The organism is Microvirga sp. jy35, assembly GCF_056148915.1.
Map to the genome: position 1 here is coordinate 42,728 of NZ_JBWBEW010000026.1, position 26,524 is coordinate 69,251.

The 26,524-nt window shown below is 63.5% G+C and carries 25 protein-coding genes; 10 read left to right on the forward strand and 15 right to left on the reverse strand.

The features are described from left to right. Nucleotides 1–2: 2 nt before the first annotated feature. Nucleotides 3–1,175 (reverse strand): formate-dependent phosphoribosylglycinamide formyltransferase, encoded by a 1,173-nt coding sequence (gene purT / locus AC0QTX_RS18020; protein WP_474605193.1) that lies wholly within the window; start codon nucleotides 1,173–1,175, stop codon nucleotides 3–5. 319 nt (nucleotides 1,176–1,494) lie between these two features. Between purT and AC0QTX_RS18025 the strand changes: the two genes are divergently transcribed. From AC0QTX_RS18025 to AC0QTX_RS18050, 6 genes are all read left to right on the forward strand, one after another. Then, entirely contained in the window at nucleotides 1,495–1,806 is a 312-nt protein-coding gene (locus AC0QTX_RS18025; protein ID WP_474605194.1) for a hypothetical protein, read from the forward strand. Between the two features lie 93 nt (nucleotides 1,807–1,899). Beyond that, on the forward strand, nucleotides 1,900–2,820 hold the full coding sequence (locus AC0QTX_RS18030) for a DMT family transporter (RefSeq protein WP_474605195.1): 921 nt from the start codon (nucleotides 1,900–1,902) through the stop codon (nucleotides 2,818–2,820). A gap of 125 nt (nucleotides 2,821–2,945) precedes the next feature. Continuing rightward, complete coding sequence (locus tag AC0QTX_RS18035) at nucleotides 2,946–4,037, forward strand: type III polyketide synthase (protein WP_474605196.1); 1,092 nt, start codon at nucleotides 2,946–2,948, stop codon at nucleotides 4,035–4,037. A 7-nt stretch (nucleotides 4,038–4,044) separates the two neighbouring features. Next, on the forward strand, nucleotides 4,045–4,758 hold the full coding sequence (locus tag AC0QTX_RS18040) for a methyltransferase domain-containing protein (RefSeq protein ID WP_474605197.1): 714 nt from the start codon (nucleotides 4,045–4,047) through the stop codon (nucleotides 4,756–4,758). Beyond that, entirely contained in the window at nucleotides 4,755–5,909 is a 1,155-nt protein-coding gene (locus AC0QTX_RS18045) for an NAD(P)/FAD-dependent oxidoreductase (RefSeq protein WP_474605198.1), read from the forward strand. Before AC0QTX_RS18040 ends, AC0QTX_RS18045 begins: the two co-directional genes overlap by 4 nt. Then, nucleotides 5,906–6,754, forward strand: a complete 849-nt coding sequence (locus AC0QTX_RS18050) for an SAM-dependent methyltransferase (protein ID WP_474605199.1) — start codon at nucleotides 5,906–5,908, stop codon at nucleotides 6,752–6,754. The genes AC0QTX_RS18045 and AC0QTX_RS18050 overlap by 4 nt, the downstream gene beginning before the upstream one ends. 21 nt (nucleotides 6,755–6,775) lie before the next feature. Here the strand turns inward: AC0QTX_RS18050 and AC0QTX_RS18055 are convergent, their stop codons facing one another. Both AC0QTX_RS18055 and AC0QTX_RS18060 read right to left on the reverse strand, forming a co-directional pair. Beyond that, nucleotides 6,776–7,300 carry an ankyrin repeat domain-containing protein gene (locus AC0QTX_RS18055; RefSeq protein ID WP_474605200.1) on the reverse strand — a complete coding sequence of 175 codons (525 nt, stop codon included), beginning with the start codon at nucleotides 7,298–7,300 and terminating at the stop codon, nucleotides 6,776–6,778. After that, nucleotides 7,297–8,259, reverse strand: a complete 963-nt coding sequence (locus AC0QTX_RS18060; RefSeq protein ID WP_474605201.1) for a nucleoside hydrolase — start codon at nucleotides 8,257–8,259, stop codon at nucleotides 7,297–7,299. The genes AC0QTX_RS18055 and AC0QTX_RS18060 overlap by 4 nt, the downstream gene beginning before the upstream one ends. An 80-nt stretch (nucleotides 8,260–8,339) precedes the next feature. Between AC0QTX_RS18060 and AC0QTX_RS18065 the strand changes: the two genes are divergently transcribed. Further along, the gene (locus AC0QTX_RS18065; protein ID WP_474605202.1) at nucleotides 8,340–10,214 is read left to right on the forward strand and encodes an adenine deaminase; all 1,875 of its coding nucleotides are present in this window, start codon (nucleotides 8,340–8,342) and stop codon (nucleotides 10,212–10,214) included. Between the two features lie 3 nt (nucleotides 10,215–10,217). Here AC0QTX_RS18065 and AC0QTX_RS18070 read toward each other — a convergent pair whose 3' ends face one another. The 6 genes from AC0QTX_RS18070 to AC0QTX_RS18095 all read right to left on the reverse strand — a co-directional run bounded on the left by AC0QTX_RS18070 (nucleotide 10,218) and on the right by AC0QTX_RS18095 (nucleotide 16,170). Further along, on the reverse strand, nucleotides 10,218–11,543 hold the full coding sequence (locus AC0QTX_RS18070; RefSeq protein WP_474605203.1) for an amidohydrolase family protein: 1,326 nt from the start codon (nucleotides 11,541–11,543) through the stop codon (nucleotides 10,218–10,220). Continuing rightward, the gene (locus AC0QTX_RS18075) at nucleotides 11,543–12,610 is read right to left on the reverse strand and encodes an ABC transporter ATP-binding protein (protein ID WP_474605204.1); all 1,068 of its coding nucleotides are present in this window, start codon (nucleotides 12,608–12,610) and stop codon (nucleotides 11,543–11,545) included. Before AC0QTX_RS18075 ends, AC0QTX_RS18070 begins: the two co-directional genes overlap by 1 nt. A gap of 6 nt (nucleotides 12,611–12,616) precedes the next feature. Continuing rightward, nucleotides 12,617–13,408 (reverse strand): ABC transporter permease, encoded by a 792-nt coding sequence (locus AC0QTX_RS18080; RefSeq protein WP_474605205.1) that lies wholly within the window; start codon nucleotides 13,406–13,408, stop codon nucleotides 12,617–12,619. Further along, on the reverse strand, nucleotides 13,405–14,253 hold the full coding sequence (locus AC0QTX_RS18085) for an ABC transporter permease (RefSeq protein ID WP_474605206.1): 849 nt from the start codon (nucleotides 14,251–14,253) through the stop codon (nucleotides 13,405–13,407). Before AC0QTX_RS18085 ends, AC0QTX_RS18080 begins: the two co-directional genes overlap by 4 nt. A gap of 10 nt (nucleotides 14,254–14,263) precedes the next feature. Next, nucleotides 14,264–15,304, reverse strand: coding sequence for an ABC transporter substrate-binding protein (locus AC0QTX_RS18090; protein WP_474605207.1), 1,041 nt, complete (start codon nucleotides 15,302–15,304; stop codon nucleotides 14,264–14,266). Between the two features lie 176 nt (nucleotides 15,305–15,480). Next, entirely contained in the window at nucleotides 15,481–16,170 is a 690-nt protein-coding gene (locus AC0QTX_RS18095) for a phosphoribosyltransferase (RefSeq protein ID WP_474605208.1), read from the reverse strand. Between the two features lie 99 nt (nucleotides 16,171–16,269). Here AC0QTX_RS18095 and AC0QTX_RS18100 point away from each other — a divergent pair, with 99 nt between their 5' ends. Next, nucleotides 16,270–17,439, forward strand: a complete 1,170-nt coding sequence (locus AC0QTX_RS18100; protein WP_474605209.1) for a M20 aminoacylase family protein — start codon at nucleotides 16,270–16,272, stop codon at nucleotides 17,437–17,439. Here the strand turns inward: AC0QTX_RS18100 and AC0QTX_RS18105 are convergent. Together AC0QTX_RS18105 and AC0QTX_RS18110 are read right to left on the reverse strand one after the other, a co-directional pair. After that, on the reverse strand, nucleotides 17,436–19,871 hold the full coding sequence (locus AC0QTX_RS18105) for a helicase-related protein (protein ID WP_474605210.1): 2,436 nt from the start codon (nucleotides 19,869–19,871) through the stop codon (nucleotides 17,436–17,438). The genes AC0QTX_RS18100 and AC0QTX_RS18105 overlap by 4 nt on opposite strands. Before the next feature lie 317 nt (nucleotides 19,872–20,188). Beyond that, entirely contained in the window at nucleotides 20,189–22,234 is a 2,046-nt protein-coding gene (locus AC0QTX_RS18110) for a prolyl oligopeptidase family serine peptidase (protein ID WP_474605211.1), read from the reverse strand. A 146-nt stretch (nucleotides 22,235–22,380) separates the two neighbouring features. On the opposite strand from AC0QTX_RS18110, the gene AC0QTX_RS18115 reads away from it, so the two are divergent. After that, nucleotides 22,381–22,758 carry a hypothetical protein gene (locus AC0QTX_RS18115; protein WP_474605212.1) on the forward strand — a complete coding sequence of 126 codons (378 nt, stop codon included), beginning with the start codon at nucleotides 22,381–22,383 and terminating at the stop codon, nucleotides 22,756–22,758. A gap of 16 nt (nucleotides 22,759–22,774) precedes the next feature. Here AC0QTX_RS18115 and AC0QTX_RS18120 read toward each other — a convergent pair whose 3' ends face one another. Beyond that, nucleotides 22,775–23,611, reverse strand: coding sequence for a DUF2243 domain-containing protein (locus AC0QTX_RS18120; protein WP_474605213.1), 837 nt, complete (start codon nucleotides 23,609–23,611; stop codon nucleotides 22,775–22,777). Between the two features lie 193 nt (nucleotides 23,612–23,804). Between AC0QTX_RS18120 and AC0QTX_RS18125 the strand changes: the two genes are divergently transcribed. Next, nucleotides 23,805–24,002, forward strand: coding sequence for a hypothetical protein (locus AC0QTX_RS18125; RefSeq protein ID WP_474605214.1), 198 nt, complete (start codon nucleotides 23,805–23,807; stop codon nucleotides 24,000–24,002). Nucleotides 24,003–24,024: 22 nt separating this feature from the next. Here the strand turns inward: AC0QTX_RS18125 and AC0QTX_RS18130 are convergent, their stop codons facing one another. From AC0QTX_RS18130 to AC0QTX_RS18140, 3 genes are all read right to left on the reverse strand, one after another. Further along, on the reverse strand, nucleotides 24,025–24,261 hold the full coding sequence (locus tag AC0QTX_RS18130; RefSeq protein WP_474605215.1) for a hypothetical protein: 237 nt from the start codon (nucleotides 24,259–24,261) through the stop codon (nucleotides 24,025–24,027). Between the two features lie 65 nt (nucleotides 24,262–24,326). Further along, nucleotides 24,327–25,430: a spore photoproduct lyase family protein gene (locus AC0QTX_RS18135; RefSeq protein WP_474605216.1), complete on the reverse strand. Its 1,104-nt coding sequence runs from the start codon at nucleotides 25,428–25,430 to the stop codon at nucleotides 24,327–24,329. Nucleotides 25,431–25,523: 93 nt separating this feature from the next. After that, entirely contained in the window at nucleotides 25,524–26,270 is a 747-nt protein-coding gene (locus AC0QTX_RS18140; RefSeq protein WP_474605217.1) for an SDR family NAD(P)-dependent oxidoreductase, read from the reverse strand. Nucleotides 26,271–26,524 lie beyond the last annotated feature (254 nt).

The window sequence follows — 26,524 nt, forward strand, 5'->3', positions numbered from 1 at the left end:
GCTCAGCCCTCGTACGTGATCTGCACCCGAGCCGCCGCCTGAGATGCCCGCCCGCGCGCCTCTTCCACTGTGCCGCCGGACGCCAGAGCGACGCCCATGCGGCGGTGCTTGCGCGTCGTTGGCTTGCCGAACAGGCGGACCTCCACGTCCGCACCACTGGAGGCGAGCTCCAGCGCCTCACGCAATCCCCCAATCGAGAATCGTTCGGCCTCACGGTCCGCCAGGATCACGGCCGAGGCGGTCGGTCCATGGAGCCGGACCGGCGGGATCGGCAGTCCCAGGACAGCGCGGGCATGGAGATCGAACTGGGAAAGGTTCTGGGACAGGAGCGTGACGAGACCCGTGTCATGAGGACGGGGCGAAAGCTCCGAGAAGATCACCTCGTCGCGGGTGACGAAGAACTCGACGCCGAAGATCCCATAGCCACCGAGGTTGTCGACAACCCTGCGAGCCATCTCCTTGGCATCATCAAGCAGCTTCTCGGTCATGGGGGTCGGCTGCCAGGATTCCTGATAATCCCCCCGCTCCTGCCGGTGTCCGATAGGCTCGCAGAAGGACACACCTTCGCGGGAGCGGATCGTCAGCAGGGTGATCTCGTATTCGAAGGCGACGAACTCCTCGACGATCACCTTCTTGCGATCGCCCCGCATGTTGGCCACGGCATCGTTCCAAGCCTGCTCCAGCTGGTCTGCCGTCCGAACGGTGCTCTGGCCCTTGCCCGAGGAGGACATGACGGGCTTGATCACGCAGGGCAGGCCCGTGTGCCCGGCTCCGGCCTTGACCTCTTCCAAGCTTTCCGCATAGCGGTACTTGGACGTGCGCAGCCCAAGCTCGGTGGCGGCGAGTTCGCGGATCCTATCCCGGTTCATGGTCAGGGATGCTGCGCGGGCGGAGGGCACCACCGTGAAGCCCTTGTCCTCGAACTCCTGCAGGACCTCCGTGCGGATTGCCTCGATCTCGGGCACGATGAAGTCGGGCCGGTGCTTCTCGATTGCACCCCTCAGAGCGTCCGCATCAAGCATGGAGAACACCTCGGCCTCATCCGATACCTGCATGGCAGGTGCGTTGGCATAGCTGTCACAGGCCACCACATGGCACCCGTACCGCTTGGCCGAAATCACGAACTCCTTGCCGAGCTCACCGGATCCGAGGAGGAGAATTTTGGCAGTGAACACGAGAATCCCTTTCGTCTCTTTTCGGGCGAGGGTGGCACTGGACGCCTCATGGGCCCGATATGGTCGAATCCCTGCCGGCCGAAAAGAGGAATCGCGATGATGCCTCGCAGAGGATAGGAATCAGGTAGGCGCTGCGTCCTGAAAACCTTTGTTCCCCGACGATTTCCACATCTCTGTATGGATCTGGTTTCTTCCAGCGGCGTTCAAGAGCATCGACGGAGTTTCAGCCTCGCTTGCGCTGAGTGCAGCCCTGCCGTCTCAACCATGCACTACGCAAACCTGAGGGTCGTGAGTTAAGGGACTGCGCAGGAGAGACCCGATGTTAGCCAAGAAAAATTCTTCGGAAACTCAGAACCGGCGCGTGACCCGTGTCGATCCCCCTGCCCTTGAGGAAGCTATTGCAGCGGCCCAGGGTCTGACGGACGACGTGGAGAGCCAGATCCAGATTGCGGCGCAGCTCATGGGAATGTCCGAGGACGAGGTCAGACCCGTGGCCATGAAGGCTGCAGTTCAGACGCCGGTCCGTCGGCCCGTCCGCTTGGCAGACCGTTTCTCCATGCCCGACCGCAATGAGGGCCCGAAGGTCGTGGTGGTGGAGCGCAAGCGTCCTCGCCTCGTCATGCCGCGATAAGAGTGTTATCCTGTTATCCCGCCCGTTGGCGCTGGCCTGATCGGCTGGCGCCTTTGCCTTTCTGATCCGCCTCTTAAGCGGGATTGCCCGACCATGGTCAAAGGTATCGTTCTCGCCTTCCTCGCTTTTGCGGTCTTCGCCTGGGGCGATGCCATCGTGAAGGCGATCGGCCATGATCTCGATCCGTTCGAGGTGACCTTCTTCGGCTATCTCATTCCATTGATCCTCTCTCCGGTCTTCATGAAGACCGGCGACAGCGTGCTCGACATCCTGCGCTGGAACAGGCCCTGGCTCATGGGTCTCAGGATATTCCTGCTCGCGGTCACGACGCCCTTGAGCGTCATCGCATTCCGGAGCCTGCCCTTTGCAGAGGCCTTCGCGCTCCTGTTCCTCATGCCCAGCCTCGTGACGGTGCTTTCCATCTTCATCCTGAAGGAGCACGTCAGGTGGCGGCGCGGCCTGGCTGTCTGTGCGGCCTTCATCGGCGTGCTGGTCATCGTCCGTCCCGGATTCAAAGAGCTCCTGCCCGGCCATGTTGCAGCCCTGAGCGCCGCATTGTGCGCAGCCGGTGGGGTCATTGCCGGCCGCATGATCGGCCAGACGGAAAAGCGGTTTACCCTGATCGGCACAGTGTTCCTGGCAACCACCCTCCTCGCCGGGGTGCTGATGATCCCGGGGTTCACTTGGCCGACGGCAGACCAGTGGATCCTGCTCCTGGCTTTTGCCGCCACAGCCTTCGTGGCGCAGGCCCTGTTCATCGTGGCGACCATGTATGCCCCGTCGGATCGCCTGGGAGCGACCCAATACAGTCAGATCCTCTGGGCCCTGGCGATCGGCGCCCTGTTCTTCGACGAGTGGCCGGACGCCCTCGCCCTGTTCGGCATCCTCATCGTGGTCGCTGCCGGCCTGTTCATCTTCGCCCGGGAGCAGACGCTCAAGCAGGGCCGTCCCGAGGCGGCACCATCTGCCGAGAGTGTGCTCCAGCCCCCCACGGCGACATCAACACCGCGCTGAGTCGGCCGCCTGTTGGCGGGGTGCGACTTCTGCCGCACCCGCGTTCACTCGGCTGCCCTGTGCCCTATGTCCCTTGAAAGGCAGTCTTTGACGCCTGGGCAGCGACCAGGGCGCAGATAGGCAGGATGGGCTTCGTGACAGGCGCGTATATCAACCGGATCGGCACGGCTGTGCCCGAGCATGACGTCCACCAGACCTTCATCGGCTTTGTCGACAACTTCCTGCACGAGCGAAAGGACAAGCTTCTTTTCAGACGCATGGTGCAACGTTCCGCCATCGAGCATCGCTACTCAACCCTAACGCCCAGCCAGAATCTGGACATCGCCGCCGATCAGGAGGGTTTCTTTCAGCCTGGGCAGTTTGCCGGGACTGCGACCCGGATGGACCGTTTCGAAACCCATGCGGTCGATCTTGCCCAGAAAGCCGTCGAGGCTATGGATTTGGGCGAGGAACTTTCCTCTCTCACCCATCTCGTTGTGGCATCCTGCACCGGCTTTACCGCTCCCGGTCTCGATCAGCAGCTGATGGAGCGGCTCGGCCTCGATCCCTCCATCGAGCGCACCATGGTCGGGTTCATGGGCTGCGCGGCGGCGGTCAATGCCTTGAAGCTGGCGCACCACATCGTCCGGTCCGAGCCCTCTGCAAAGGTGCTCGTCGTCAACCTGGAACTCTGCACGCTCCATCTCCAGGAGACCGCCGACCTCGAAGTGATCCTGGGCGCCCTGTTGTTCGGCGACGGATGCGCCGCAAGCCTCGTGTCCGCCGAGCCCAAGGGAATTGCCCTGAAGGATTTCCGCGTCGCGACCATTCCGGACACGCGGGATCTGATCACGTGGCGCATCGGTGACGCCGGCTTTCAGATGAGCCTGTCCGGCGAGGTGCCGCTTCAGATCGCGAAAGCGCTCCGCCATGAGGCTACGCGCAACGACGATGCCGGAGTTCTGCGCGGACAGCACAAGGACGACTTCGACCTCTGGGCCGTTCATGCGGGGGGGCGCACGATTCTCGATGCGGTCGAGCAGGGCCTCGAGCTTGCCCCGGAGGCTCTACGCTGGTCACGGGGCGTCCTTCGGGATTTCGGCAATATGTCCTCCGCCACTCTGATGTTCGTGCTCGACCGCATGATGCAGCAGGCACCACCGGATTCTAAAGGTTTCGGCATGGCCTTCGGGCCCGGACTGGTGGCCGAAACCTTCCGGTTCGACATCGCGAGGTAAGGCCGCCATGGGCCGCAGCTTCGTCGAGCGCAGTCTTGAAACGGAGTTGATGGACACGGAGGTGGTCGGCTTCGAGGACTACCGTGCCTGCCTGAGGGATCTCGCCACGGTCAATGCTTTGACCTTGACCCATGGCCCCATCCTGAGATGGCTCGACCATGCGACGCGCAGCCTCGCACCTAACGAGCGCGTGACGGTTCTTGATGTCGGATACGGCTATGGCGATCTTCTGCGCAGGATTCATGCCTGGAGCCGCCGCAAGGGCCGCGCCGACGATCTTATCGGGGTCGACCTCAATCCCATGAGCGAGCCGATTGCCCGGGCCGCCACACCTCCTGGCGTCTCCCTCGAGTACCGAACGGGCAATGTCTTCGACTACAAGCCCGAACAGCCGATCGACTTCGTGATCAGCTCTCAGACCACGCATCACATGTCGAATGAGGAGCTGGCAATCTTCATCCGCTGGATGGAGCAGGTGGCGGCGCGCGGCTGGTACATTGCCGATCTACATCGCCATCCCGTTCCATTCCACGCCTTCGGCACCCTCGCCCGCCTGGCCCGCTGGCACCGCTTCGTGCAGCACGACGGGCCCGTGTCCATCGCTCGAAGCTTTCGGAAGAAGGATTGGGAGAAGATCCTGAATGCTGCGGGTCTCGCGACTGACGCGGCGGAGATCCGCTGGCACATCCCCTTCCGCCTCTGCGTGAGCCGGCTCAAATGAGCCGCAACCGCCGCGAGGATATCGTCATCGTCGGCGGCGGGCTTGCAGGCGCCTCGGCCGCCTGCGTCCTGGGCCAGGAAGGACGCTCTGCGCTTCTCCTCGAGCGCGATCTGGAGCCCAGACACAAAGTCTGCGGCGAGTTCCTGAGTGTCGAGGCTCAGATCTATCTTAGCCATCTCGGCATCGACCTCGACGATCTGGGTGCGAGCAGGATTTCGCATCTTCGCCTGCATCACCGCGGGAAGCAGACCGATGCCGAGTTGCCCTTCATGGCCCGCGGCCTCTCCCGCAGGATTCTGGACGAGGCGCTGCTGGGAAAGGCTATCTCGCACGGCACGCGGGTCGAGCGAGGGGTGACCGTGCGGTCCCTTGCCGCCGATGAAACAGGCACTCGGATCGATGCGGGTCCATTCGGCACGATCCGAGCGCAGACGCTGTTCCTAGCCAGTGGCAAGCACGATGTCAGAGGCATGAAACGGCCGGTCTCAGATTCCATCAATGACCTCATCGGCTTCAAGATGCATTACCGGCTGTCAGAGGAGCAGCGAACCTCCCTCGATGGCGCCATCGAGATCATCCTGTTCGAAGAAGGCTATGCCGGGCTGCAGCTGATCGAGGATGGCATCGCCAATCTGTGCTTGGTCGTGACCCAGGATCGTTTCGAACGGGTCGGCAAGAGCTGGAACAGTCTGGTCGAACAGATCACCTGTGAGTGCCAGCCTCTGTCCGACCGGCTGCGAGGCGCTCTCGTGCTTTTCGAGAGACCCCTCTCCATATTTCAGATCCCCTATGGCTATGTTCATCGCCCACAGCGGACTGAGCCCCAGGGACTTTTCCGCCTCGGGGATCAGATGGGCGTGATCCCGTCCTTCACCGGCGAGGGGATGTCGATAGCCCTGCACAGCGGGTACCTCGCGGCATCGATGCATCTTCGCGATGGTCGCGCCAGCACGGATTTCCATCGGCAGATGGCCTCTGACATCCAGCGTCAGGTTCGGCTTGCCTTCGTGCTCAACAGGGCTGCCCGCTTCGGACCGGGACAATTGGCGCTCTTTTCCCTCTGTCGGACATGGCCGTCCCTCATACAGCTGGTCGCAGCATTCACCCGCATTCGGGAGGCCTCCATGCAGCGAGCGCTCGCCCTGCCATGATCGTGCCCCGAGAGGTGCAGACTTCCGCGGCCGTCGCGGAGCATTACGACGAACTGGACCCCTTCTACCGGGAGATCTGGGGCGAGCACGTCCATCACGGTCTCTGGACGAGCGGGCAGGAAACGCCCGACCAGGCGGTCGAAGCCCTTGTGGCGCATCTGGCAGATAGACTGGACATGCAGCCGGGCCAGCATATCTGCGATGTCGGGTGCGGCTATGGCGCAACGGCAGAATGGATCGCGCGTCGCCATGATGTCCGCGTGACCGGCATCACGCTTTCATCCGCACAGCTTCGGCAGGCGCAGTCTCGCAGCGACGCATCACCCCTGCTGCACTTCAATTGCCAGGACTGGCTTGAGAACACGTTCGGGGACGGGACCTTCGATCATGTGATCGCGATCGAGAGTTCCGAGCACATGACGGACAAGCAGCGGTTCTTCGACGAGGCGTTTCGCACCCTCCGTCCCGGCGGCCGGTTTGCCGTCTATGCCTGGCTGGCCCGTGAGGAGGTACGCTCATGGGAGGAACGCTATCTGCTGGAGCCGATCTGCCGCGAGGGTCGCCTGCCGGGGATGGGCAGCGAAACGGAATATCGCGCTTGGGCCAGCACAGCCGGCCTGACCGTCGATGGGTTCGAAGACCTCAGTGACAGGGTTCGGCGCACCTGGGCGCTCTGCACGCGGCAGGTCGCAAGGAAACTCATCACCCATCCGCAATACAGACTCTACCTGCTGGACGTGCGCGCCAAGAACCGTGTCTTCGCCCTGAGCGTTCCGCGAATCTGGATCGCCTATCTGACCGGCTCGATGCGCTATGGTCTTCTGACCGCGCACAAACCGGCTTGAACCTTCGGATTTCCTGGAAGACTAGGCTTGACGTGCCAGTAGTTCCGCCGTGTCCGTAGCACCCATGGCACTTGCCAGGGCTTCAGCCGTGAGCCCGCCGGCGTCTCGCGCCTGAACATCGCCGCCACGCGCCAGCAGCATTTCGACAATCCCAGTTCTGTTGAACATGGCCGCGACCATGAGCGGGGTCTTGCCGCCGTCACCCCGGCCGTTCACGTCGGCCCCTCCCTCGAGAAGGCTCTCCACAGATGCCACGTCGCCCTTGAAGGCTGCTCCGGCGAGAGGCGTCTGCCCACGGTCGTTGGCAAGTTCCGGATCGGCGCCATGCTGCAGCAGAAGCCTCACAACCTCGGCATGCCCGTGGTAACTCGCCAGCATCAGGAGCGAGTCGCCCTTGTCGTTGCGCAGGTTGGGCGGCAATCCCATGCGGAGAAGGTCTCCGAGCTCCTGCACCTGCCCCGCCCTCGCAAGCTGGAACACGCGCTGAGCGAATTCGATGGTTTCCTCGTCCAGTTCCGGACCTGGTTTCGCTGGCTCTTGCGTCATGACGTTTTCCCAGTATCTCCTTGGAAGGCACTTGTCTGGACGCCGGTGAGACATCGAGCGAGAAGCTCGAGCGCAGCGGCACCGTCGACGCGGAGAGCCACTTTCACAGGGCTCCCCCCTGGATTGATCGTGACCGCTCCGGCCGTCTCGGCACCTCCGATGTCGACGCTGAGGCGGAGTTCCTCAACTTGGAAGAGATCGGATGAGAGAGCGTACAACATCACGCAGGGATCGTGGAGAGGACGGCTCTCCCGGTTCGTGGTGGCCTCGAAATAGGACTCGATGAGGCTGGCCACCATAGCGGCCACGGGTTTTCCGCTCGCGGACAGCGTCTCCACGAACTCACGAGTAGCGCGCACGCGTCGGGTGACGTCGAGGGGGATGAGCACGAGAGGCAGTCCGGAGGTGACAACAACCGCGGCCGCCTCTGGATCGGCCCACAGGTTGAACTCGGAATGTGGCCCCACATTGCCGTGCTCATGAATCGCGCCGCCCATGGCGATGATCCGCCCAATGCGCTTTGCGGCTTCAGGCCGTTCCAGAAAGAGATAGGCCAGGTTCGTGAGCGGTCCGAGGGCGAGCACGTCTACGGTGCTGGCCGGCTGGCCGAGCAGAAAATCCGCCAGCCATTCCACGGCGCGCAGTGTTTCGGGGAGCTTGGCGGGGTCAGGCAAGGCAACCCCGCCGATTCCGTCCTCACCATGCAGGTTCAGCGGCTCAGGTCCCATGCGCGACAGCGGAGTGGCGGCCCCTTGGAACACCGGAACGTCATTTCGGCCGGCGAACGCGAGAAGGCGGCCTGCGTTGCGCGTGGTGGTTTCTATGCCGATATTGCCTGCCACCGTCATGATCCCGGCAATGGTGAAGTCGGGCGAGGCGAGTGCGAGGAGGATCCCGATGGCATCGTCGATGCCGGGATCGGTGTCGATGACGGTCAGGCGGGGTTTTGCGGAGGGCATGATCAGGGTAGAAACCTTTCGGGTCAGTTCGGTTTCTTATCCGCCAGCGGACCGCGTTTGACCATAGCCACAGGTGCGCCGTGCCCCGTTCCGCTTCGCTTCCCGACGACCTCCTGGTGAATGCCGCAGACGAAGTGAAGGTCCGTCAGGATCTCGTCTTGGTCGCACTCGGCAAGCGGCCGGCGGATAGGCTCCTGCGCGTCGGGCGGCTGCTCGACGTTCACGCCCGCACTTGGGCGGTGGATCAGGAAATTGCCATCCGGGGTCGGCGCATAGCCTGGACCGGACCCGCGGGAGCGTTTCCTGGAACGGCCCTCGCGCGGGAGGATCGCTCGGATTTCGCCGCCGCTCCCGGGTTCGGTGAGGTGCACAAGCACATCGAAAGCTCGCATATCACGCCGGAATTCGAGGCCGCCCTAGTTCTGCCGCGAGGCAATACCTGGACCTGCGAGGCAAGCCACGAATATTCGAATGTGGATGGTCCGCACAATCTTGAATTCTGGCTCACGGCGCGCCGGCACGGCTCGCCCATGAAGATCTTCCCGCTCCCCGGCTCGGCAGTGCCGCCCACGGCCTATGAATGGGGGGGCGGGCATTATGGCTACGACGAGCAGGCGAGTTTTCTCCAGCAGAGCCTCATGGTCGCCGGCCTCGACGAGGTGATGGACTGGCCTGCCGTGTGGAACCCGGAGAACCCGTCGCACAAGCGACTGTGGGGCATGATCCAGGCCACCTTCGAAAAGCGCGGCGTGGTGGAAGGCCACGGCGCGGGTCTACGGGATCTCGGCTCCATCAACGCCTTTGCGGCAGCAGGCCTTGCGTCCGACCACGAAGGCTGGACCGCAGAGGAGGTGTGGGACAAGCTGCGCCACGGCATCTTCATCGAGATCCGGCCGCATTCCATGCCGGAGATCATTCAGGGCCTGCTCGAACGCGGTCTTTCCGACTGGTCGCAGGTGGCCTTCGCCACCGACGACCGCAGCGCCTCGGACACACTGCGGATAGGCGCGACGGACCACAATGTGCGCCTCGCGATACAGTCAGGTCTCCTGCCTGAGATCGCGATCCAGTGCGTGACCATCAACCCGGCGCGCCATATGCGCCTGACTCCATGGGTCGGCAGCATCGCGCCCGGACGCTTTGCCGACATCGTACTGATCGACGATATCGAAAAGCTCTCCATCGCCGAGGTGTGGGCCGACGGTCAGCGTGTCTCCGGAGGCACAGAATATATTGGCGCCTTACCTTCCATCAACTGGCCTGACTGGGCGTCCGATACGGTCAATATCAAGCGCAGGATCGAGCCTGACGATTTCGTGATCCCAGCTGAGCCTGGACGAGCCACGATGCAGGCGGCGCTGCTGCGACCTTTCCATTGGCATGACGACTTCATCACCACGGAGTTGCCGGTCGAAGATGGCGCGGTTCAGCGCGATCCTGCCCGCAATATCACCAAGTTCGCCATCGTCGACCGCTTCTCAGGAGAGGCGAGAACCTCGCGCATGTTCTGGCTCGGCTGCGGGCCCAAGACGCCCGACACGGCGGTGGGCTGCACGGTCGCGCATGACAAGCACAACCTCTGGATCGTCGGTTCCTCGGACGAAGCCATGGCGATGGTAGCGAACCGTGTGGCAGAGATCGGCGGCGGCTGGGTGCTTGTGAGCGGCGGAAGGGTTCTGGCCGAGGTGCGTTACGAGATCGGCGGGCTGATGACCCAGCGACCAGCCGAAGAGCTGGACGCCGACATGCAGCAGCTTTATGCAGCTGCGGAAAACATCGAGTGGCTCTACGAGCCTACGTTCTCGCCACGTTGGTATCCGGGCTTCCCCGAGCGGCTGCAATTCGCCACTCTCACCTGCGCCCCGTGGCGCTGGGTTCTGGTCGCGCCGTGCGAGGCCGCTCCGCAGGGCTTCGTCAATGTGGCGACAGGGCAAACGCACCCGGTCGTCTGGTAAGCTTCATCCCGCTGCGTCTATTCGGGCCATCTCGGCCTTGAACGCGGTCGCGATCTGTCCAGCATCGCGCAGGATTTTTCTGCGTTCCAGGCTCTGCACCTGGCGGCCGCGCATGATCCAGCGCCCACCCACCATCACGTCCTGCACATCTCCTGGCATACCTGAGAACACGAGGGTGGCGTAGATGTCGTAGACCGGCTGCAGGCGCGGCGCGGACAGGTCCATACGGATGAGATCGGCCTGCTTGCCTGGTTCCAGAGAACCGATGCGTCTGTCGAGGCCCAACACCTGAGCGCCTTCCAGCGTCGCCATCCGGATCACCTGGGCTGCCGGCATGGGCTTGCGGCTGTGGCCGAGCAGCTTCTGGAACATGGAGACAGGGCCGAACTGGCTGAACAGGTCCAGCGTGTTGCCGCTCATGGGGCCATCGGTGGCAATGCCGACCTTGATGCCTGCCGCCCGCATAGCCTCGATCGGGGCGATCCCACGCCCCGCCTTGGCGTTCGAGCGGGCATTGTGGGCAACGCGTACATCGGCTTTAGCCATGCGCTCGATCTCGAACGAATCGACGTGCAGGCAGTGAGCCGCGATCAGACCGGGAATGAGGAGCCCCGCCTTCTCCACGACCGCGACCGGACGCAGGCCATGGTTCTTGCGGCACCATTCCATCTCGCTGTCCATCTCGGCGAGATGGAGTTGCACAGGCACCGCAGGATGCGCCTCAGCCCAGCGGGCGACCCGCGCCATTACGTCGATATCGGTCGAATACGGCGCATGAGGTGCGATGGATGCGATGATCCTGTCATGGCCGGCGAATTCAGAGACGAGTTCCTCGACAAGCCCGAACCCCTCGTCGATGCTCCTGTGGTCCGGCGGATCGAAGGTCGCCAGCGTCTGGCCGACAACCCCACGCACACCTGCCTGGTCCAGAGCGCGCCCGACCTCCGTCTCGTAATAATACATGTCGGCGACGGTGGTGACCCCGGCTTCGATGGACTCGAGCGCGCCGAGGAGCGTGCCCACGCGCACCATCTCCGGCGTGACGAACTTGCGCTCCATCGGCAGCACATAGCGGAAGAGCCGGTCATCCACATCCTCGCCGAGGCCGCGGAACAGGGTCATCGCCAGATGGGCATGGGGGTTGACCATGCCGGGCATGAGCACGTCGCCGTCCACGTCGATGATCTCCACCCCATCCACTTGCGGGGGCTCGCCGGAGCCCAGCGCCCGGATCGTGCTGCCCTCGATGTGGATCCACCCGCCTTCGATGACGCTCATTGTGTCGTCGATGGGGAGCAGGCAGGCGTTCCTGATGAGGATCGACGCCATCACTGCCCTCCGTCCGCGGTGAGGATGGTGCATTGCTCCGGCATGGGCACGAGCTTCACGCCTGTCCCAGCCTCCAGCGGCGTCATGAGGCTGCCGTTGGCGACGAGATGGCCGGCAGGAGTCTCGCATTGGTACTGATAGGCGCGGCCGAGATAGGTCCGCAGACCCAGTTGTGCCGGAAGACCTTCGGCGGAGGGTTCGGTGGATACCACCAGGCCATCGGGCCGCGTGGCCAGGAGAAAGGCATCCGGGATGGCGCCGTAGGCGGCCTGCGACAGACGGAGAGTCACCCCAGCCGTTTCCGCAGTGACTATGTCGCCTTCGCGTGCGGTGACTTTGAATGGAATGACGTTCTCGAACCCGACGAAACGCGCCACAAAGGTGTTGGCGGGGCGCCGGTAGAGCACCTCCGGCCGGTCGAACTGCATGAGCCGCCCGGCATTCATGATGGCGACGCGATCCGAGATAGAGAAAGCCTCCTCCTGGTCATGGGTGACATAGACCGAGGTGGTGCCGTTCGACCGCTGCAGCTGACGGATCTCCACACGCATGTCGACCCTGAGCTTGGCATCGAGATTCGAGAGAGGCTCGTCGAACATCAGCAGCGGCGGCTCGATGACGAGGGCGCGCGCCAGGGCGACGCGCTGCTTCTGGCCGCCGGAGAGCGCTCCGGGCGACCGATCCGCCAGCGCCGCAAGGCCTACGCGCTCCAGCATGGCCATGGCGCGTTTGCGGCGCTCGGCCGGTGCTATTCCCCGCTGCTTGAGCCCGAAGGCGACGTTGTCGAGCACGGATAGATGCGGAAACAGGGCGTAGTTCTGGAAGACGAGGCCGATATCGCGCTTATGAGGCGGCAATCGCGTCAGGTCGCGCCCCCCAAGCTGGATCGTTCCGGCGGTCGGCGAGAGAAAGCCCGCGATCAGGCGCAGGGTCGTGGTCTTGCCGCAGCCGCTGGCGCCAAGAAGCGAGACGAGTTCGCCGGCCTGCACCGAGAGCGAGAGGTCTTCGAGGACCTTGGTCGTTCCGTAATGGGCGGAGACGGCTTGCAGATCGAGGGGCTGTGTCACGGAAAGCTACTTCGCAAGAAAGGTGAGGCCGAGGGTTCGCTCAACCACCGCCATGACGGCCACGGTAAGGAACATCAACAGGACGGAGACGGAGGCGACGGTCGGGTCGAAGAACTGCTCCACATGGGCGAGAATCTGGATCGGAAGGGTGCTGATCCCCGGTCCTGTCAGGAAGAGCGACACCGACACGTCATTGAGGGAAGTGATGAAAGCGAGGATGAAGGCCGCAATAACCCCTGCCCTCACGTTCGGCAGCACGATGGTGAAAAACGTTTTCACCCGCTCGCTACCGAGGCTGATCGCCGCCTCCTCGATTGAGAAGTCGAACGAGGCAAGGCTCGCGCTGATCACGCGGACCACATAAGGCAACACAAGGAGCGTGTGGCCGATGAGGAGAGCCGCGAAGATCGGCACTCCCGTGCCCACAGTCAGCGACTTCAGCAAGGCGAAGCCGAAGACGATCTCGGGCACAAGGATCGGCAGCACGAACAGCGTTCCCAGCCATTTCGGCAGCTCGACCCGGAAGCGGTTGAGGGCATAAGCGGCCGGGATGCCGATCAGGAGCGCGAGAAGCGTTCCCATGAAGGCGATCTGCAGGCTCGTCACGATGGTTCGACGGAAGGCGCTGATCTCGAAGATGTTCTCGAACCAGCGCAGGGACAGCCCCTGCGGTGGGAAGGTGAGATAGGTTGTGTCGCTGAGCGCCGCGCCAACGACGATGACCAGCGGCAGCATGAGGAACAGGTAGACCAGCGCCGCAACGATGATGAGAAAAGGATGAGGTCTATCGGACATCACGTAGCCATGGGATTGATGCGGCGGGCGATGTGACTCATCGCGAGCACGATGGTGATGGTAATCACCGTCATGATGGCCGCGATGGTCGAGGCACCTACCCAGTCGAAGGACACCATCGCGCGCTGGTGGAGCAGCGTTGCGAGCACGGTTTGACGCTCGCCGCCGAGAAGCTGCGGCGTGGCATAGGCGGTGAAGCTGCCGGTGAAGACGAGCACCGCGCCGACGATCAAGCCAGGCACCGCGAGCGGAAGCAGCACCTGCCAGAAGGTGGCGAGCGGCGAGGCCCCGAGGGACGAGGAGGCCTGCAGCACATCCCTGGGGATGTTCTCCAGCACGCCGACCAGAGAGAGAACCATCAGCGGCACGAAGAGATAGACCATGCCGATGATGACGGCCCCCTGCGTATAAAGCATCTCGAGCGGCTCGCTGGTGATGCCGAGCGCCAGCAGTGTCTGGTTCAGGATGCCGTTGCGGCCCAGGATGATGAGCCAGGCAAAGGCGCGCACGACGACGCCTGTCAGCAGCGGAAACACCGCCGCGACGATGAGCAGGCTCTTCAGCTTTCCTGGAGCCCGGGAGACCACATAGGCGGTCATGAAGCCGAAGATGAGGGATATGACCGTCGTGATTGCGGCAATCTGGAGCGTCCGGAACAGGACGGTCGTGCGGAAGCCGCTGTTGAAATACGAGATGTAGGGAGCAAAAACCCCGCGCGGATCCATGAAGGTGCCGGCGATCACGGCGCCAATGGGTATCAGCAGGAAGCCGATGACGGCGAGCGTGGCGGGCGCTGAGAGCGCCCACCCGGTTGCGCCATTGCGGCGCCAGAAACGTCCTGAGGTCATGATGGCTGGATTACTTCCCGAAGACCTCGCTCCAGGCATCAATCCAGTCGTTCTTCGCCGCGTTGAGCTTTTCATAGTCGAGGCGCTTGAGCGACGAGATCATCTGAGGTCCGTAGGTCCAGCGGGCCGCCTCCTCGGGCTTCAACTGGACCGCGGTCGCGACGGGAGCATCGACGCCTCGCTCGGCGAGCGTCTGCTGGATCTTAGGATCCAGGATGAAGTTGATGAACTGGTGCGCGAGTTCCGCGTTCGCCGCGCCCTTGGCGATGTTCACCGTGTTGAGGGTCGCATAGTCGCCCTCCTTCAGCTCAGCCCAGCGGACGGTCGGCACCGCCGCCTGGATCTGGGCCAGGGTGAAGTCCTGCGCCATGGCAACGGAGACCTCCCCGGTCGAGAACAGGTTCACGAGCTCGGAGCCGGTGTTGTAGTTCTTCACCACGTTTGGCTTGAGCTGCTCGATCGCCTTGAAGGCTGCCTTCTCGTCCTTGTAGGGATCAACGCCCGCCTTGCTGGCAGCCACCAGAACTGTCATCGGACCGGCCGTGGTGGTGATGCCCGGGAGCGAGACGCGGCGCTTGAGATCCTCGCGCCACAGGTCGTTCCATGAGGTAATCGGCGCACTGACCTTGGCGCTGTCGTAGATGATGCCGACACGCCCAATGGTATAGGCCGGGCCGAACTGTCCCTGGGGCGCACGGGCCAGCTCGTAGATGCCGTTCAGATTCGGGAGCTTGGAGCGGTCGACAGGCTGGAACAGGCCCTCCTGGATTCCGAGCTGGGAGTAGCTGTCTGTGAGATAGACTACATCGACGCCGCTGCCGCCGCGGATCTTGATCTTGTTCAGGCGGTCTGCATTGTTGCCGGTCTCGAACACCAGCTCGCAGCCGCACTGGGCGCGAAACGGCTTGAGCACGATCTCTTCCAGCTTGTCGCCGTTGAAACCCCACCAGGAGATCGTCAGGGTCTTGTTCTGAGCCATGGCCGGGGCTGAGGACAGCGCCGCCAGAAGAAAGGCCGTGCTCACGACCGGCTTGTACCAACGCCCTACCATCTCAGGATCTCCTAGGTTTTACTGTTTCGCTGCTCAAGGAAATTGTGCCGTACCCGGATCGAGGGCCTTTTCCTGCCCTGGTGCATAGGCATGTAACATAACCATGGCCGTGGGAAAGCCCTGCCCATCAAGGACATTGCCCACGTTACAGCCATTCTGCCCAAAAAGCTCGCAAATCAAAAAGCAGGCATCCAGCCGCCGGTCGCCTTCCGTTTAAGGCGCGGCGTCCGCAGCACCCCGACCACCCGGTCCGGCCATTCCGGACCGATGGCCGCGAGCTTCTCCCGCCAAGCATCCGTCTGGAGCATCGCCGCGCCGATGGCGACTGGCCTGATCCCGCACGAGGCGAGGAGCTCCAGGGCGGCAGTGATCGATCGTCCGCTGCTGATCACGTCATCCACCAGCAGAACCCGTTTTTTCTCGATCACGGGCAGCATGCGCGGATCGAGATAGAGCCTCTTGACCTGTTCCGGGCTGGTGATCGAAGTCATCGGAACCGAGAGATCCTCACGGTACCAGAACTTACGGGAGGTCCCGAGAGGAACATAGCGGCTGTGTCCCAGCTTCTTGGCCGTACCGCTCGCCAGGGTTAGCCCTAGCGTCGGGAGCCCGACCACCACCTCCGGGTTGAAAGAGCGGACCCCCTCGGCAAGGGTGGCGCAGAGCGCGTCCTCTACGGCGAAATCGGCCTGGTTGATGATGAGGGAGGCCAGGGCATGCTCTCCATCGGCCAGCTCCCGGATCGGCAGGCGCAGCTGGCGTCCGTCTTCGAACTCTGCCGGATAGAAGCCGCGATGCCCCTCCGCCGGCTGACTCTCGAAGGTCGATGGCGGATGGATTTCCTGCCAGAAGTCGTGGGGCTGCATCGCTCGTTCCTGTCCGTCCGTTGCGAGAAGGATGATTGTGGGCAGTCCCTTGCCGGGGTATCGAACAATTCGAGCCGGCATATCCAGGACAACAGCACGATGCTCCTTCAGGACCTCATCCAGGCGGACCTATCATTCCTGCGCAGCCTCCGCCAGGATCTCCATGCCCATCCGGAGCTGGGTTTCGAGGAGGAACGGACGAGCGCGATCGTCGCTTCGCTGCTCCAGGAATCAGGCCTTCAGGTCCATCGAGGACTGGGAAAGACGGGGGTGGTCGGCACCCTGCAGGCGGGCAACGGCTCGCGCACCATCGGCCTGCGTGCGGACATGGACGCGTTGGCCATGCCGGAACAGGCTGAGCGTCCCTACAAGTCTAAGTTCCCCGGCAAGATGCATGCCTGCGGTCATGACGGGCACACGACGCTTCTCCTCGGAGCGGCTCGCTATCTGGCAAAAACCCGCAACTTCTCCGGCACGATCCATTTCATCTTTCAGCCGGCGGAGGAAGGACGGGGCGGCGCGAAGAAAATGGTGGAGCACGGGCTCTTGAGCCTATTCCCCTGCGACGCAGTCTACGGGCTGCACAACATGCCGGGTCTGGCCATCGACGAGATGGCGGTCACCGTCGGCCCGCAGCTTGCCTCGTCGGACAGCTGGTTCGTGACCTTCAAGGGGGTCGGCACCCATGGGGCCAAGCCCCATCTGGGAAAGGACCCGATCACTGCGAGCGGGCACTTCCTCTCTGCCTTGCAGACGATCGTCGGCCGGGTGGTCAACCCGCTGCAGCCGGCGGTGGTGAGCGCCTGCTCCGTACAGGCGGGTGATCCGCGGGCGCTCAACGCGATTCCGGATGTGGTCGAGATAGGTGGCACGGCGCGGGCCTATTCCGCCGAGGTGAGGAACCAGCTCGAAACGGAGATCGAACGCCTCGCCAAAGGCGTTGCCGCCATGTTCGACATCGACATCTTGTATGAATTCCGCAGACGCATTCCGCCTGTGATCAACCATGCTGATGCCACGGCCCGTGCCTTCAGAGCGGCGCAGACCGTCTGCGGCTCCAAGGTAGTTACGAACTTCGAGCCCTCGACCGCAGGCGACGACTTCGCCTTCTTCAGCGAAGCGGCTCCGGGCGCGTATGTGTGGCTAGGAAACGGCCCTGCCGTGGACGGAGCGCTCCACCACAACACGGCCTACGACTTCAACGACGAGGCGATCCCGACCGGCGTTGCCTTCTGGGTCGCGCTCGTCGAGCAGGAGCTTGCAGCCTAGCGCCTTCTGGCGCGGTACTGGTCTGGTTCGCCCATAACCGCATCGGATCGCCGCCGGTTCTTTCCCGGCTTCTGCGGGGTCTTGCCTCTTTCCCTCCGCGCCTTGTCCTCGGGCTTTCGCCGATGCGACACGGAGGTCGCGACGAGCTTCTCCTCGATACTGGCGTTGAGGCTCGCGCGCAGGTCGACCACCGCGTCCACATCCTCGAAGACATCCGGATAGCGTTGGGCGAGCCAGAGCCAAGAGGTTGCAATCTTCACCCGTGCCTCCAGCTTCAGGAGGTCCGTGTTCACACCGAAATCAGGTGCCTGCACCCGCCCGTCGCGGGCATGCTGTCGGGCCCAGTCGAGCAGCAGTTCGACCGCCAGCTGCTCCCGCCCGTCGACCGGCGCCATCGCATAGGACAGCCGGTCGAGAATAGGCATGTCCACCGTATCCAGGAGCGTGGCCAGGTCGATCATCTCCTCCATATCGGCCATGCGCAGATCGGGGTGCCCGGCAACCAGCGTGTCGTTCAAGTGACGAAGAACGCGACCGAGCCTGTCGGTCTGCAGCACCTCGCTTGCCGACAGCACCGTCTCCTGGTTCGGGCGAACATAGGCCTTGCCCCGCAGCTTACCGGCATCGCCGGTCAGCGCCTGGGCGATGATCTTTTCCACCTGCGCGTAGCCCCCGACCTCCGGCAGAGCCGTCACGAGGCCCTCGTCGTGGTGGCCGAAGCGCCCTGCCCGGCCGGCGATCTGCTTGATCTCCATGGCGGTGAGCTGGCGATCGCGGATGCCGTCGAATTTCCGCAAGGTGGAGAACACAACCCGCCGGAGCGGCCCGATATTCAACCCCATGCCAATGGCATCGGTGGCCACCAGGATCTCGGCCTCGCCGTTGCGGAAGCGCGCAGCCTCGGCCCTGCGGACCTCAGGACCCAGCGCACCATAGACGGTCGCCACCGTGCGTCCCGATTGTACGAGACGGGCGCGCAGGTCATGCACATCGCGGCGGGTGAAGGCCACGACGGCGTCGCCGCGGATCAGCTTGTTGAGATTGGCCGGTACGCCTTCCACGCGCAGCCTGCCCTTGCGCTTGAGGATTTTCACCTCCAGCGTTTCACCTGTCATGGCGAGGAGATGCTCGACCAGGGGGATCGCCTCCGGCGCGCCGGTGAGAACCACGAGCCGGGCGGGAGCGCCGACCATTGCCTGCGTCCAAGCCCAGCCGCGACTGGGATCCCCCAGCATCTGCACCTCATCGATGACGCACACATCGACGACGCGATGCAGATCCAGCGTCTCGATGGTCCGGGCGATGTGCGTCGCGCCATCCGGCAGCACCCGCTCCTCGCCTGTCACCATGCCGGCAGCAAGCCCCTCCTCGCTCATGCGCTCGAAATGCTCGAGAGCCAGCAACCGCAGAGGCGACAGGATTTCGGCGGTCTCCGCCTCCCGGGCGAGCTTCAGAGCCTCATAGGTCTTGCCCGAGTTCGTTGGCCCCGCAAGAAACAGGAAGCGGCGGTCGAGGGAGCGGGCAATCGGGAAGATTGCCGCGTAACGCTCGTAGCCGGACGCTTCGCGGATCTGCGCCTCACGCAGGTGCCTGAGCCTTCGGGCTGCAGCTTTCGAACGGTAATCGTCCAGCCTCTGGCGCAGCTTGCGTGCGGCGCCGGCGGGACCGCCCTTGTCGGACGCATGGATCCTTTCGAGCTTGTCGAGAGCGGTACGGATGCCGCCAAGAATAGCCTGCCGCTCATCCGCATCCTCGAAGGCGTCGAGATAGGTCTCGAGCTCGTCGCGCCAGCCCGCCAGCTCCTGCTCGCATGCTGCGAAGGTGGCGTCGCGCAGCTCGATCAGCCTGGATTCCAGAGCCTCCGAGGCAGCGGCAAGCTCGGCGCGCTCCACGCGAGCCTGTGCCAGGGTCACGACCGCGACCTCTACCGGTTCTGCAAAGGCAAACTCGAAAGCGATTTCTATGGGTTCGCTGCCCGGCAGGACCTGCATGGGCTGGCTGAACACGGCACGGTAGCCGGCGAAGACACGCTCAGGCTTCCAGCGGCCGCTCTCGATCCGGCGGATGTCCTCGGCGATGTAGATGCCCGTGTTTTTGCGGACAGGCGCGAGGATGCTCTGACGGCGTCGATGCGCTGCATCGTCGAGCGGCTGGTCTGGGGATGCTCCGTCTCCCTTGCGGCGCGCATGGGAGCGCAGGCCCGCGTCCCCGCCGCCATGCTCCCGCCAAGCGGGCACCTCGGCGGCGAGCTGCGCCACGAGCCCAGGATCGAACATCCGCTCCTCGACGCTGCGGCCCCGCTTCTGTACGATCCGGCGTTCCGCCACCGGGATCAGTCCCGCTTCGATCCAGCGCTCGCACTCGGCCTGGCTCGCGAGCAGGATCCCCGGCAGGTGGTTGAGGCTGACAAGATTTTTTGAATTCTTGGACATTCGGATTTCCGGGAGGTGGGGCACGGACAGTGCAGTTCACGCCTCGTTCATGGGACAGCCTGTCGTGGCGGCATGGGCCACGGACTGGGGGTAAACTCCAGAAGGCTGAAGATGTTTTCAGATAGCCGCAGCAAGCGGCCATGCACGCCGTACCGGCCAATTCTCGCGATGGCCGAGGGGCTGAGTTGAGATGTTGAGGTGCCGCGTTTTTCCTCTGAGCTTATGTGATTACGGCAGAGTGCAATATCAAGGGAGTCGCAGCTATGGGCTGCTCCCGTCCGCAAAGGGTTTTCCCCTGCCGATCGGATAGCTGCGGCTCAAGCACCGGCTTCATCCGACAGTGTTCTCCGCAGGAAGGACAGGCCCAGGGCCGACAGGAAGGCCGCCTGTTCCTTGTTCGCCGCTCCATGGCCGCCGTCGTCCGGCTCATAGAAGAAGACCGTCTTCGTCATTGCTTCCAGCTTGGCCGCCATCTTGCGGGCATGGCCAGGGTGGACGCGATCATCCCGGCGCGAGGTGACGAGCAGCATGGGAGGATAGGCGCGGCTCTTCTCAAGATTCTGGTAGGCGGAAAACCCCGCCATGTACGCCCAATCCTCGGCCCGGTCGGGATCGCCATATTCGGCTACCCAGCTTGGACCAGCCAGGAGGCGCGTGTAGCGCTGCATGTCGAGGAGCGGCACGGTGCACCAGATCGCCCCGAAGCGCTCCGGGTAGCGGGTCAGCATGTTTCCGACCAGAAGGCCGCCATTCGAGCCGCCATAGGCCGCAAGCTGTCTTGGAGTCGTGACACCCCTCTCGGCCAGATCCTGAGCGATGGCTGCGAAATCGTCGTGGGAGAGGCGTTTGCCCTCGCGCATGCCGGCCTTGTGCCACGCGGCCCCGAACTCGCCGCCGCCGCGGATGTTGGCCACCACCCAGACATTGCCCCGCTCCAGCCAAGTTTTCCCGATGCCGCCGAGATAGCCTGGCGTCATCGAGACCGAGAATCCCCCGTAGCCGTAGAGCACGGTCGGGCGCGGCTCGTCCTGATCCTTCGGTCCGATCTGGTAATAGGAAATCCGCTCCCCATCCACAGAGACAGCCTCGTGGCGCGTCACCTCCAGGCCGGAGGCATCGAAGGCGGCAGGCGCTTCCTTCAAAACCTCGATCCGCTTGTCCTCCGTCACCAGCGCGAGCTGTGTCGGTTCGACGAAGCTCGAGATCGTCAGAAGAAACTCGTCGGTCCGCTCCAGCTGGCTTGCATCCAGCGACATGGCATGGACGGAGGCCGTGTCCGGCAGCCCCTCCAGCTGCTCCAGGCTCCACGGCGATCCGGGCGTGCCGAGCCAGATCTGACTCGCGAGATTGTCGAGGATTGTGAGCACCAGCCGGGATCGGGTCCACCAGAAGCCGGAGAGAACGCGCCGCGGCCCGGGTTCGAACAGCACCTCGAACTCGCGGTCCCCTTCGAGGAAGCGCGAGAAGCCGATCGCCAGCAGAGAATCGGCCGGATAGGTGCGCTCCGGAAGCGTCCAGTCGCTTTTCAGCTTCACGACAAGCCAATCCTTCTCCACGTCGAAGCGGGCATCGAGCGGCAGATCGATCAGCAGGGGCTCGTCCTCCTCGCGGGCGAGATAGCTGATGCCCTCCTCGAATGTGATCTGCCTACGGTAGAAGGTGCGCTCGAAACCGGGCTCGCGATCGACCGACGCCGAGATGTAGATGTCGCTGGACTCGCCCTCGAAGAGGACAGGCGCCCGCATGAAGTCCGAGCCGCGCTGCCAGAGGCGCACGGTGCGCGGGTAGCCGGAGGTGGTGGCGGCATCCGCGCCAAGGGTGGTCGAGACGAGGAGCGTATCCGGGTCGAGCCAGGCCGCTCCACCCTTGGCCTCCGGCAGGGCAAAGCCGTCCTCCACGAACCGCTTCTCGACGAGATCGAACTCCCGGACAACCGCTGCATCGGCGCCGCCCCGCGACAGGCTCACCAGGCCGTATCGCTGTTCCGGCTGGAGCGTGCCGCAGCCCTTCCACACCCAGTCCTCCCCGTCGGTCCGCGCCAGCGCGTCGATATCAAGAACCGTCTCCCAGGCCGGCTCCGGCCGGCGGTAATCCTCCATGGTGGTTCGCCGCCACAGGCCGCGGACATGGGAGGCGTCCTGCCAGAAATTGTACAGGTGCCCACGCCGCCGGGTGATGAACGGAATGTTGTCCGGCCGGGTCGAGATCTCGTACAGCGCTGCCTTGTCGTCCTCGAACGATGGATCGCAAAGAGCAGCTTTGGTGGCCTCATTATGGGCACGCACCCAGGCCAGCGCCTCCTGACCCTCCACCTCCTCGAGCCAGAGATAGGGATCTGTAGGTTCCTGCATCTGTTCGACCATGGTGGGGAGTTTCCGTTCGAGTGGGAATGACGCGCGTGAGAATCGACCAGAGGGATTATTGGTCAGGCTGAGCCTTCGACAACAACCCGGTGGAGAACCGAACCGGTCATTGTCCGTTGACGGTCAAACCATTCAAGAAAGGGGCCATGATGGATCCGTTCGTTTCGGCGCTGGAAGAACTCGCGGAAGCCCTGCTGGCGGGAGAGGATCCGGAAGACACATTGCAGGACATTGCCCAAGAGCACAAAATTCCGACCCAAGCCTTAAGGAACCGCGCGCTTCGCGCCTTCGGTCCGCTGGAAACCTACAAGCAGCGGCAGGCGGAGCTGAAGAAGGAGCGGGAGCAGACCGCCCGGCGCCGTGACCCCGTTCTGGCCGGCGCCTCGTTCCTTGCAGCCATCGCAAGCCTCAGCCCGAAGCTGACCGCAGAGGAGCGGCAGGCCGAGGTCAAGCGTCTTGCGGCCGAGTACGATGTCGATCCCGCCGCGCACAAGGATGCGATCGAGCGTCTGCGCAGGCGCTGACACTCGACCGGTGCGATCAGGTGCGGAGATAGTTGAGGCAGCCTGCGGGAAGCCCGGCCCCGGTTACCAGGATCGCTCCGTGTCGGAACAGACCCCACCCTGATTGTCCTCCGTCCATCCGGACAACGGCGAGTTCGCCGCTGGTATCCATCCACACGAGCTGCGCATCGACCGATGCAAGTGATCTGAAGACTTGTTTCTGCCCGGTGCCGGGGGCGAACAGCACTGTGGTGAATTCGCTGCCTCTGAGGGGCCAGAGCCCCAAAGCTCCCGCGCCGATCACCAGAAGAACCGCCAAAGTGCGGGCTGGTGCCGGCGAGCGGAAGGTCCGGGGTCCATCATCCCTCGGACCGCTCATGATCCACCCGAGGACCACCGGCACTAAACCGAAGAGACCCAGCCAGAGAAGGTCCCAGAAGAGCGGGCTGCCGGTGTCCATGCGGATGCGGTGAATTCCGAGCACCCAATGGGACAGGACCGCATCAGCGATGTGCCAGGCACCGAATCCGATCAGGAGTCCTGCGAGCAGCAGGCGGCTCGACAACCCTCCGGGCGTGCGACGCGATGCCCACAGCATCCAGAGCCCCACGGCGGCGATCCCGTACATCAGAGCGTGAAAATAGCCGTCGGCAGCAACCTGGAACCGGATGTCCTCCCCGTTGATAGCGCTCAGGAGATGATGCCATTGCAGAATCTGGTGGAGCAGAATTCCATCGAAGAAGCCGCCGAGGGCAAAGCCGAGCACATAGCCAGGCCATGGATGATGTCGTCCGGATGCGGTGATTGCCACGATATGCCCTGGTTTCGAGAGCCGTCCCACCCTCTCAACCGCCAGGGCCGATTGCGGTTTCAAAGGTTAATCCATGTTTAGGAATGTCGCACCTGTGTCGGGTTCCTGACAGACGGCAGGGAGTCTGGTCAGGTACGATTCGAATCAACAAAACAACGAACGATCTGCAGGGGGCACAAGCATGGCCATCCGAAGCTCGGTCGACGTCTTCCTCAGCAGGATGGACGAAGGCTGCCCTCGGACCATGAGGTGCCAGATGAAGAACAGAAAAAGAAAACCTATTGCATCCGACACACGCCGCGCAGCAAAGCTTGACCGGAAGCTCAAGACCATCGAAGCGCAGATTGCGCTTCTCGAGAAGGATCGTGATCTGAGGCTTGCCGAGCAGGACCACTTCGTCCTGTGGAGGCGTCCCAACCTGTTCGCTCCCTGGCCGCTTGGCGTTCAGCACTAGCCCTCCGGCTGCGCGGGATTTTTCACCGGGGCCGGTAAAGGCGGTTGAGCGCCAGAGTCCAGCGCTCCGGCCAGAAGGCCACGACAGCGACAATGAGCGCGATCAGGATGAGTGTCATCATGACCTGAGCCACGCCGAAGATCGGCGCGTCTTTCGCGACGAACCAGCTCGTCATGAAGCCTGCGGCAATCATCAAGAGACGAACGATCCAGCTGAGCATGAGGGCCTCCGTACCTGTCGCAAGCGTCTTGCGCATCATGACGTGGCATTCCGGTATTTCCTTGATCGTGATCAACAGCGGCTGTTTCGCGATGATCCCGGTTCTCAGGTCCAGTACAGGACCCGAGCGGACGGAAGACGGCTTCCGATGGTGCTCTCGAAGAAGCTGCGCATCTCCTTCATGATGTCGGGGGTGTACACGTACTTGATCGAGTTGAACTTGGTTGTCTTTCGGGCCCGTGCCTGCTCGTCCATGTCGAGATCCGAGCCCGGATACCATCCTGTCAGGACTGTCTTGGAGCCCGGCGTAAACCTATGGGTAATGAGCTCCACCGAGAGGTCGAGATTCGGCACATCCCGAGTTGCGGCAGCGGCGTCCTCGATCAAGGCGCCATAGGCCTCGCGCCAGTTCTCGACCGGCATGATCGGTGCGATCGTCAGGCCCACTCTGTACCCGGCCTGGGCGGCCATCCTGAGGGCATTCAGTCGCGCCGCGACGGAAGCCGTCCCACCCTCGAAGCGAGCTGCGGGCTTCGCATTGACGGAGAAGCGGATCCTGGTGCGTCGGCCGTGCGCGATGCCGAGCAGAGGCTGGACCGCGTCATACTTGGTGGTGAAGCGGAGTTGCACGGGATCCTGCCAGGATCCGAAATGCACGATGGTTGCGGCAAGCGAACCGGTGAGGTGCTCGATTCCCAACGGATCGGTATAGCAGGATGCCTCGAAAGTGGTGCCCTCATGCACGCGCTCCACGGAGCGGGAGGTCACGGCTCCCCTGCCGGCATAGTCCGCCAGGTTGCCGAGGATCTCGGGGAGATTGGCGTAGACCCTTGTGACCGGAGGGCCTGAGAGCGATCCTGCGAGGTAGCAATACTGGCAATGGGCGGGGCAGCCTTCCGCAAGATCCACCCGCCAGTCAGCGCTCGGCGGAATCGGCTGCAGGCGAAGCTTGCCCGGAGGCGCTACGACTACGGCGAGGGTTGTCTTGGCATTGACATAGCTCTGCCGCTCGTTGTCGCCGGCCAAGCCCGTCAGGCGGTTGCTCTTCAGCTCGACGACTTCGGATCCGAGCGACGCCGCTCGCTCCACGATGGCCCGCCCATGCTGCCATTGCAGCGCAGCGGGCGTTACAAGCACCCGCTTGGGCCGCCAGAGCTTGGGTGCGATCGGCTCGCTCGTCTGGTCCGGGGTATATACGAAGGCGTTCAAGGCGGCTTCTCCTGCAGTGGAGGCAACGCCAGCCCTGAATGCGAGATCCGTTCAAGGCAATCTGCCACAGCCGCCGCGGCTGGTCGAAGGGAGCTAGAACGGGATCTTCTGCCCGTCCCAGGCGAAGAACCCTCCAGTGTCCGCACTCGAAAGACTGTTCAGGACGGTGAGCAGGCGCTCGGCTGCATAAGCAGGAGCAAAGAGCTTGCCGCTCTCGACACCGCTTTGGAACGGCTGGCTCAAGGCCGTGTCGACCGTGCCGGGATGAAGAGCCACGCTGATCGCGTCCGGCTTCTGGCGCCTGAGTTCGATCGACAGTGTGCGCATAAGCTGGTTGAGGGCAGCCTTCGAGGCGCGATAGCCGTACCAACCGCCGAGCCTGTTGTCCTCGATGCTGCCGACCCGAGCCGAAATTACGGCGAAAATGCTCTTTCCGCTCTTCGGCAGCAGGGGGAGCATGTGCTTGGCGACGAGCGCAGGACCGATGGCATTGACGCGAAAGCTCCTGGCAAGGAGTTCCGGGTCAAGGCTTCGATAGGCTTTCTCAGGCTGATAATCCTCGGCATGGAGCAGTCCTGTTGCGACGAGAACAAGGCGCAAGGCCGCGCCTTCCCTGAGTTCCTGGGCCGCGGCGGCGATGCTGGGCTCGAGTTCGATATCGATGCGGCCCGTTCGAACGCTGCCCTCGCTGCTGAAGCCTCTTCGCGACAAGGCATGCACGGTCTCGAAACCCTCCCCTGCGAGCAACTCCGTGATGGCCGAGCCGATTCCTCCCGTGGCGCCAATCACGGCGGCTCGCGCGGGCCGCTCAAGGCTGCCCAGGAGTTTGGATGAACTCATGAGAAATCCTGCAGGAGTGACGCCGGATTATGCACGGCTTTTGTCACGCAGCCAAAGCCCTCCGGTCCTTGATCGGGACCTGCCCAGCGCTGGTGAGCAAAGCGGTCGGATCAGAAGCGCCGTGCTGAGAACGGGCTCCCATCGACGGAGCCCGGTCGCCCATCAATCTTGTTCGCCACCATCTGGGCCGTAACAGCGGCCTGGGTGAGACCGTAGTGCCCGTGACCGAAGGCATAGATCACGCGCCTGTCCTT

Coding starts and splice junctions, on each gene's coding strand:
- AC0QTX_RS18050 (WP_474605199.1), top strand. CDS start 5,906: ATGATCGTGCCCCGAGAGGTGCAGACTTCCGCGGCCGTCGCGGAGCAT.
- AC0QTX_RS18110 (WP_474605211.1), bottom strand. CDS start 22,234: ATGGTCGAACAGATGCAGGAACCTACAGATCCCTATCTCTGGCTCGAG.
- AC0QTX_RS18070 (WP_474605203.1), bottom strand. CDS start 11,543: ATGGCGTCGATCCTCATCAGGAACGCCTGCCTGCTCCCCATCGACGAC.
- AC0QTX_RS18105 (WP_474605210.1), bottom strand. CDS start 19,871: ATGTCCAAGAATTCAAAAAATCTTGTCAGCCTCAACCACCTGCCGGGG.
- AC0QTX_RS18035 (WP_474605196.1), top strand. CDS start 2,946: ATGGGCTTCGTGACAGGCGCGTATATCAACCGGATCGGCACGGCTGTG.
- AC0QTX_RS18125 (WP_474605214.1), top strand. CDS start 23,805: ATGAAGAACAGAAAAAGAAAACCTATTGCATCCGACACACGCCGCGCA.
- AC0QTX_RS18085 (WP_474605206.1), bottom strand. CDS start 14,253: ATGACCTCAGGACGTTTCTGGCGCCGCAATGGCGCAACCGGGTGGGCG.
- AC0QTX_RS18040 (WP_474605197.1), top strand. CDS start 4,045: ATGGGCCGCAGCTTCGTCGAGCGCAGTCTTGAAACGGAGTTGATGGAC.
- AC0QTX_RS18095 (WP_474605208.1), bottom strand. CDS start 16,170: ATGCAGCCCCACGACTTCTGGCAGGAAATCCATCCGCCATCGACCTTC.
- AC0QTX_RS18045 (WP_474605198.1), top strand. CDS start 4,755: ATGAGCCGCAACCGCCGCGAGGATATCGTCATCGTCGGCGGCGGGCTT.
- AC0QTX_RS18055 (WP_474605200.1), bottom strand. CDS start 7,300: ATGACGCAAGAGCCAGCGAAACCAGGTCCGGAACTGGACGAGGAAACC.
- AC0QTX_RS18130 (WP_474605215.1), bottom strand. CDS start 24,261: ATGATGCGCAAGACGCTTGCGACAGGTACGGAGGCCCTCATGCTCAGC.
- AC0QTX_RS18060 (WP_474605201.1), bottom strand. CDS start 8,259: ATGCCCTCCGCAAAACCCCGCCTGACCGTCATCGACACCGATCCCGGC.
- AC0QTX_RS18090 (WP_474605207.1), bottom strand. CDS start 15,304: ATGGTAGGGCGTTGGTACAAGCCGGTCGTGAGCACGGCCTTTCTTCTG.
- AC0QTX_RS18140 (WP_474605217.1), bottom strand. CDS start 26,270: ATGAGTTCATCCAAACTCCTGGGCAGCCTTGAGCGGCCCGCGCGAGCC.
- AC0QTX_RS18025 (WP_474605194.1), top strand. CDS start 1,495: ATGTTAGCCAAGAAAAATTCTTCGGAAACTCAGAACCGGCGCGTGACC.
- AC0QTX_RS18030 (WP_474605195.1), top strand. CDS start 1,900: ATGGTCAAAGGTATCGTTCTCGCCTTCCTCGCTTTTGCGGTCTTCGCC.
- AC0QTX_RS18115 (WP_474605212.1), top strand. CDS start 22,381: ATGATGGATCCGTTCGTTTCGGCGCTGGAAGAACTCGCGGAAGCCCTG.
- AC0QTX_RS18100 (WP_474605209.1), top strand. CDS start 16,270: ATGCTCCTTCAGGACCTCATCCAGGCGGACCTATCATTCCTGCGCAGC.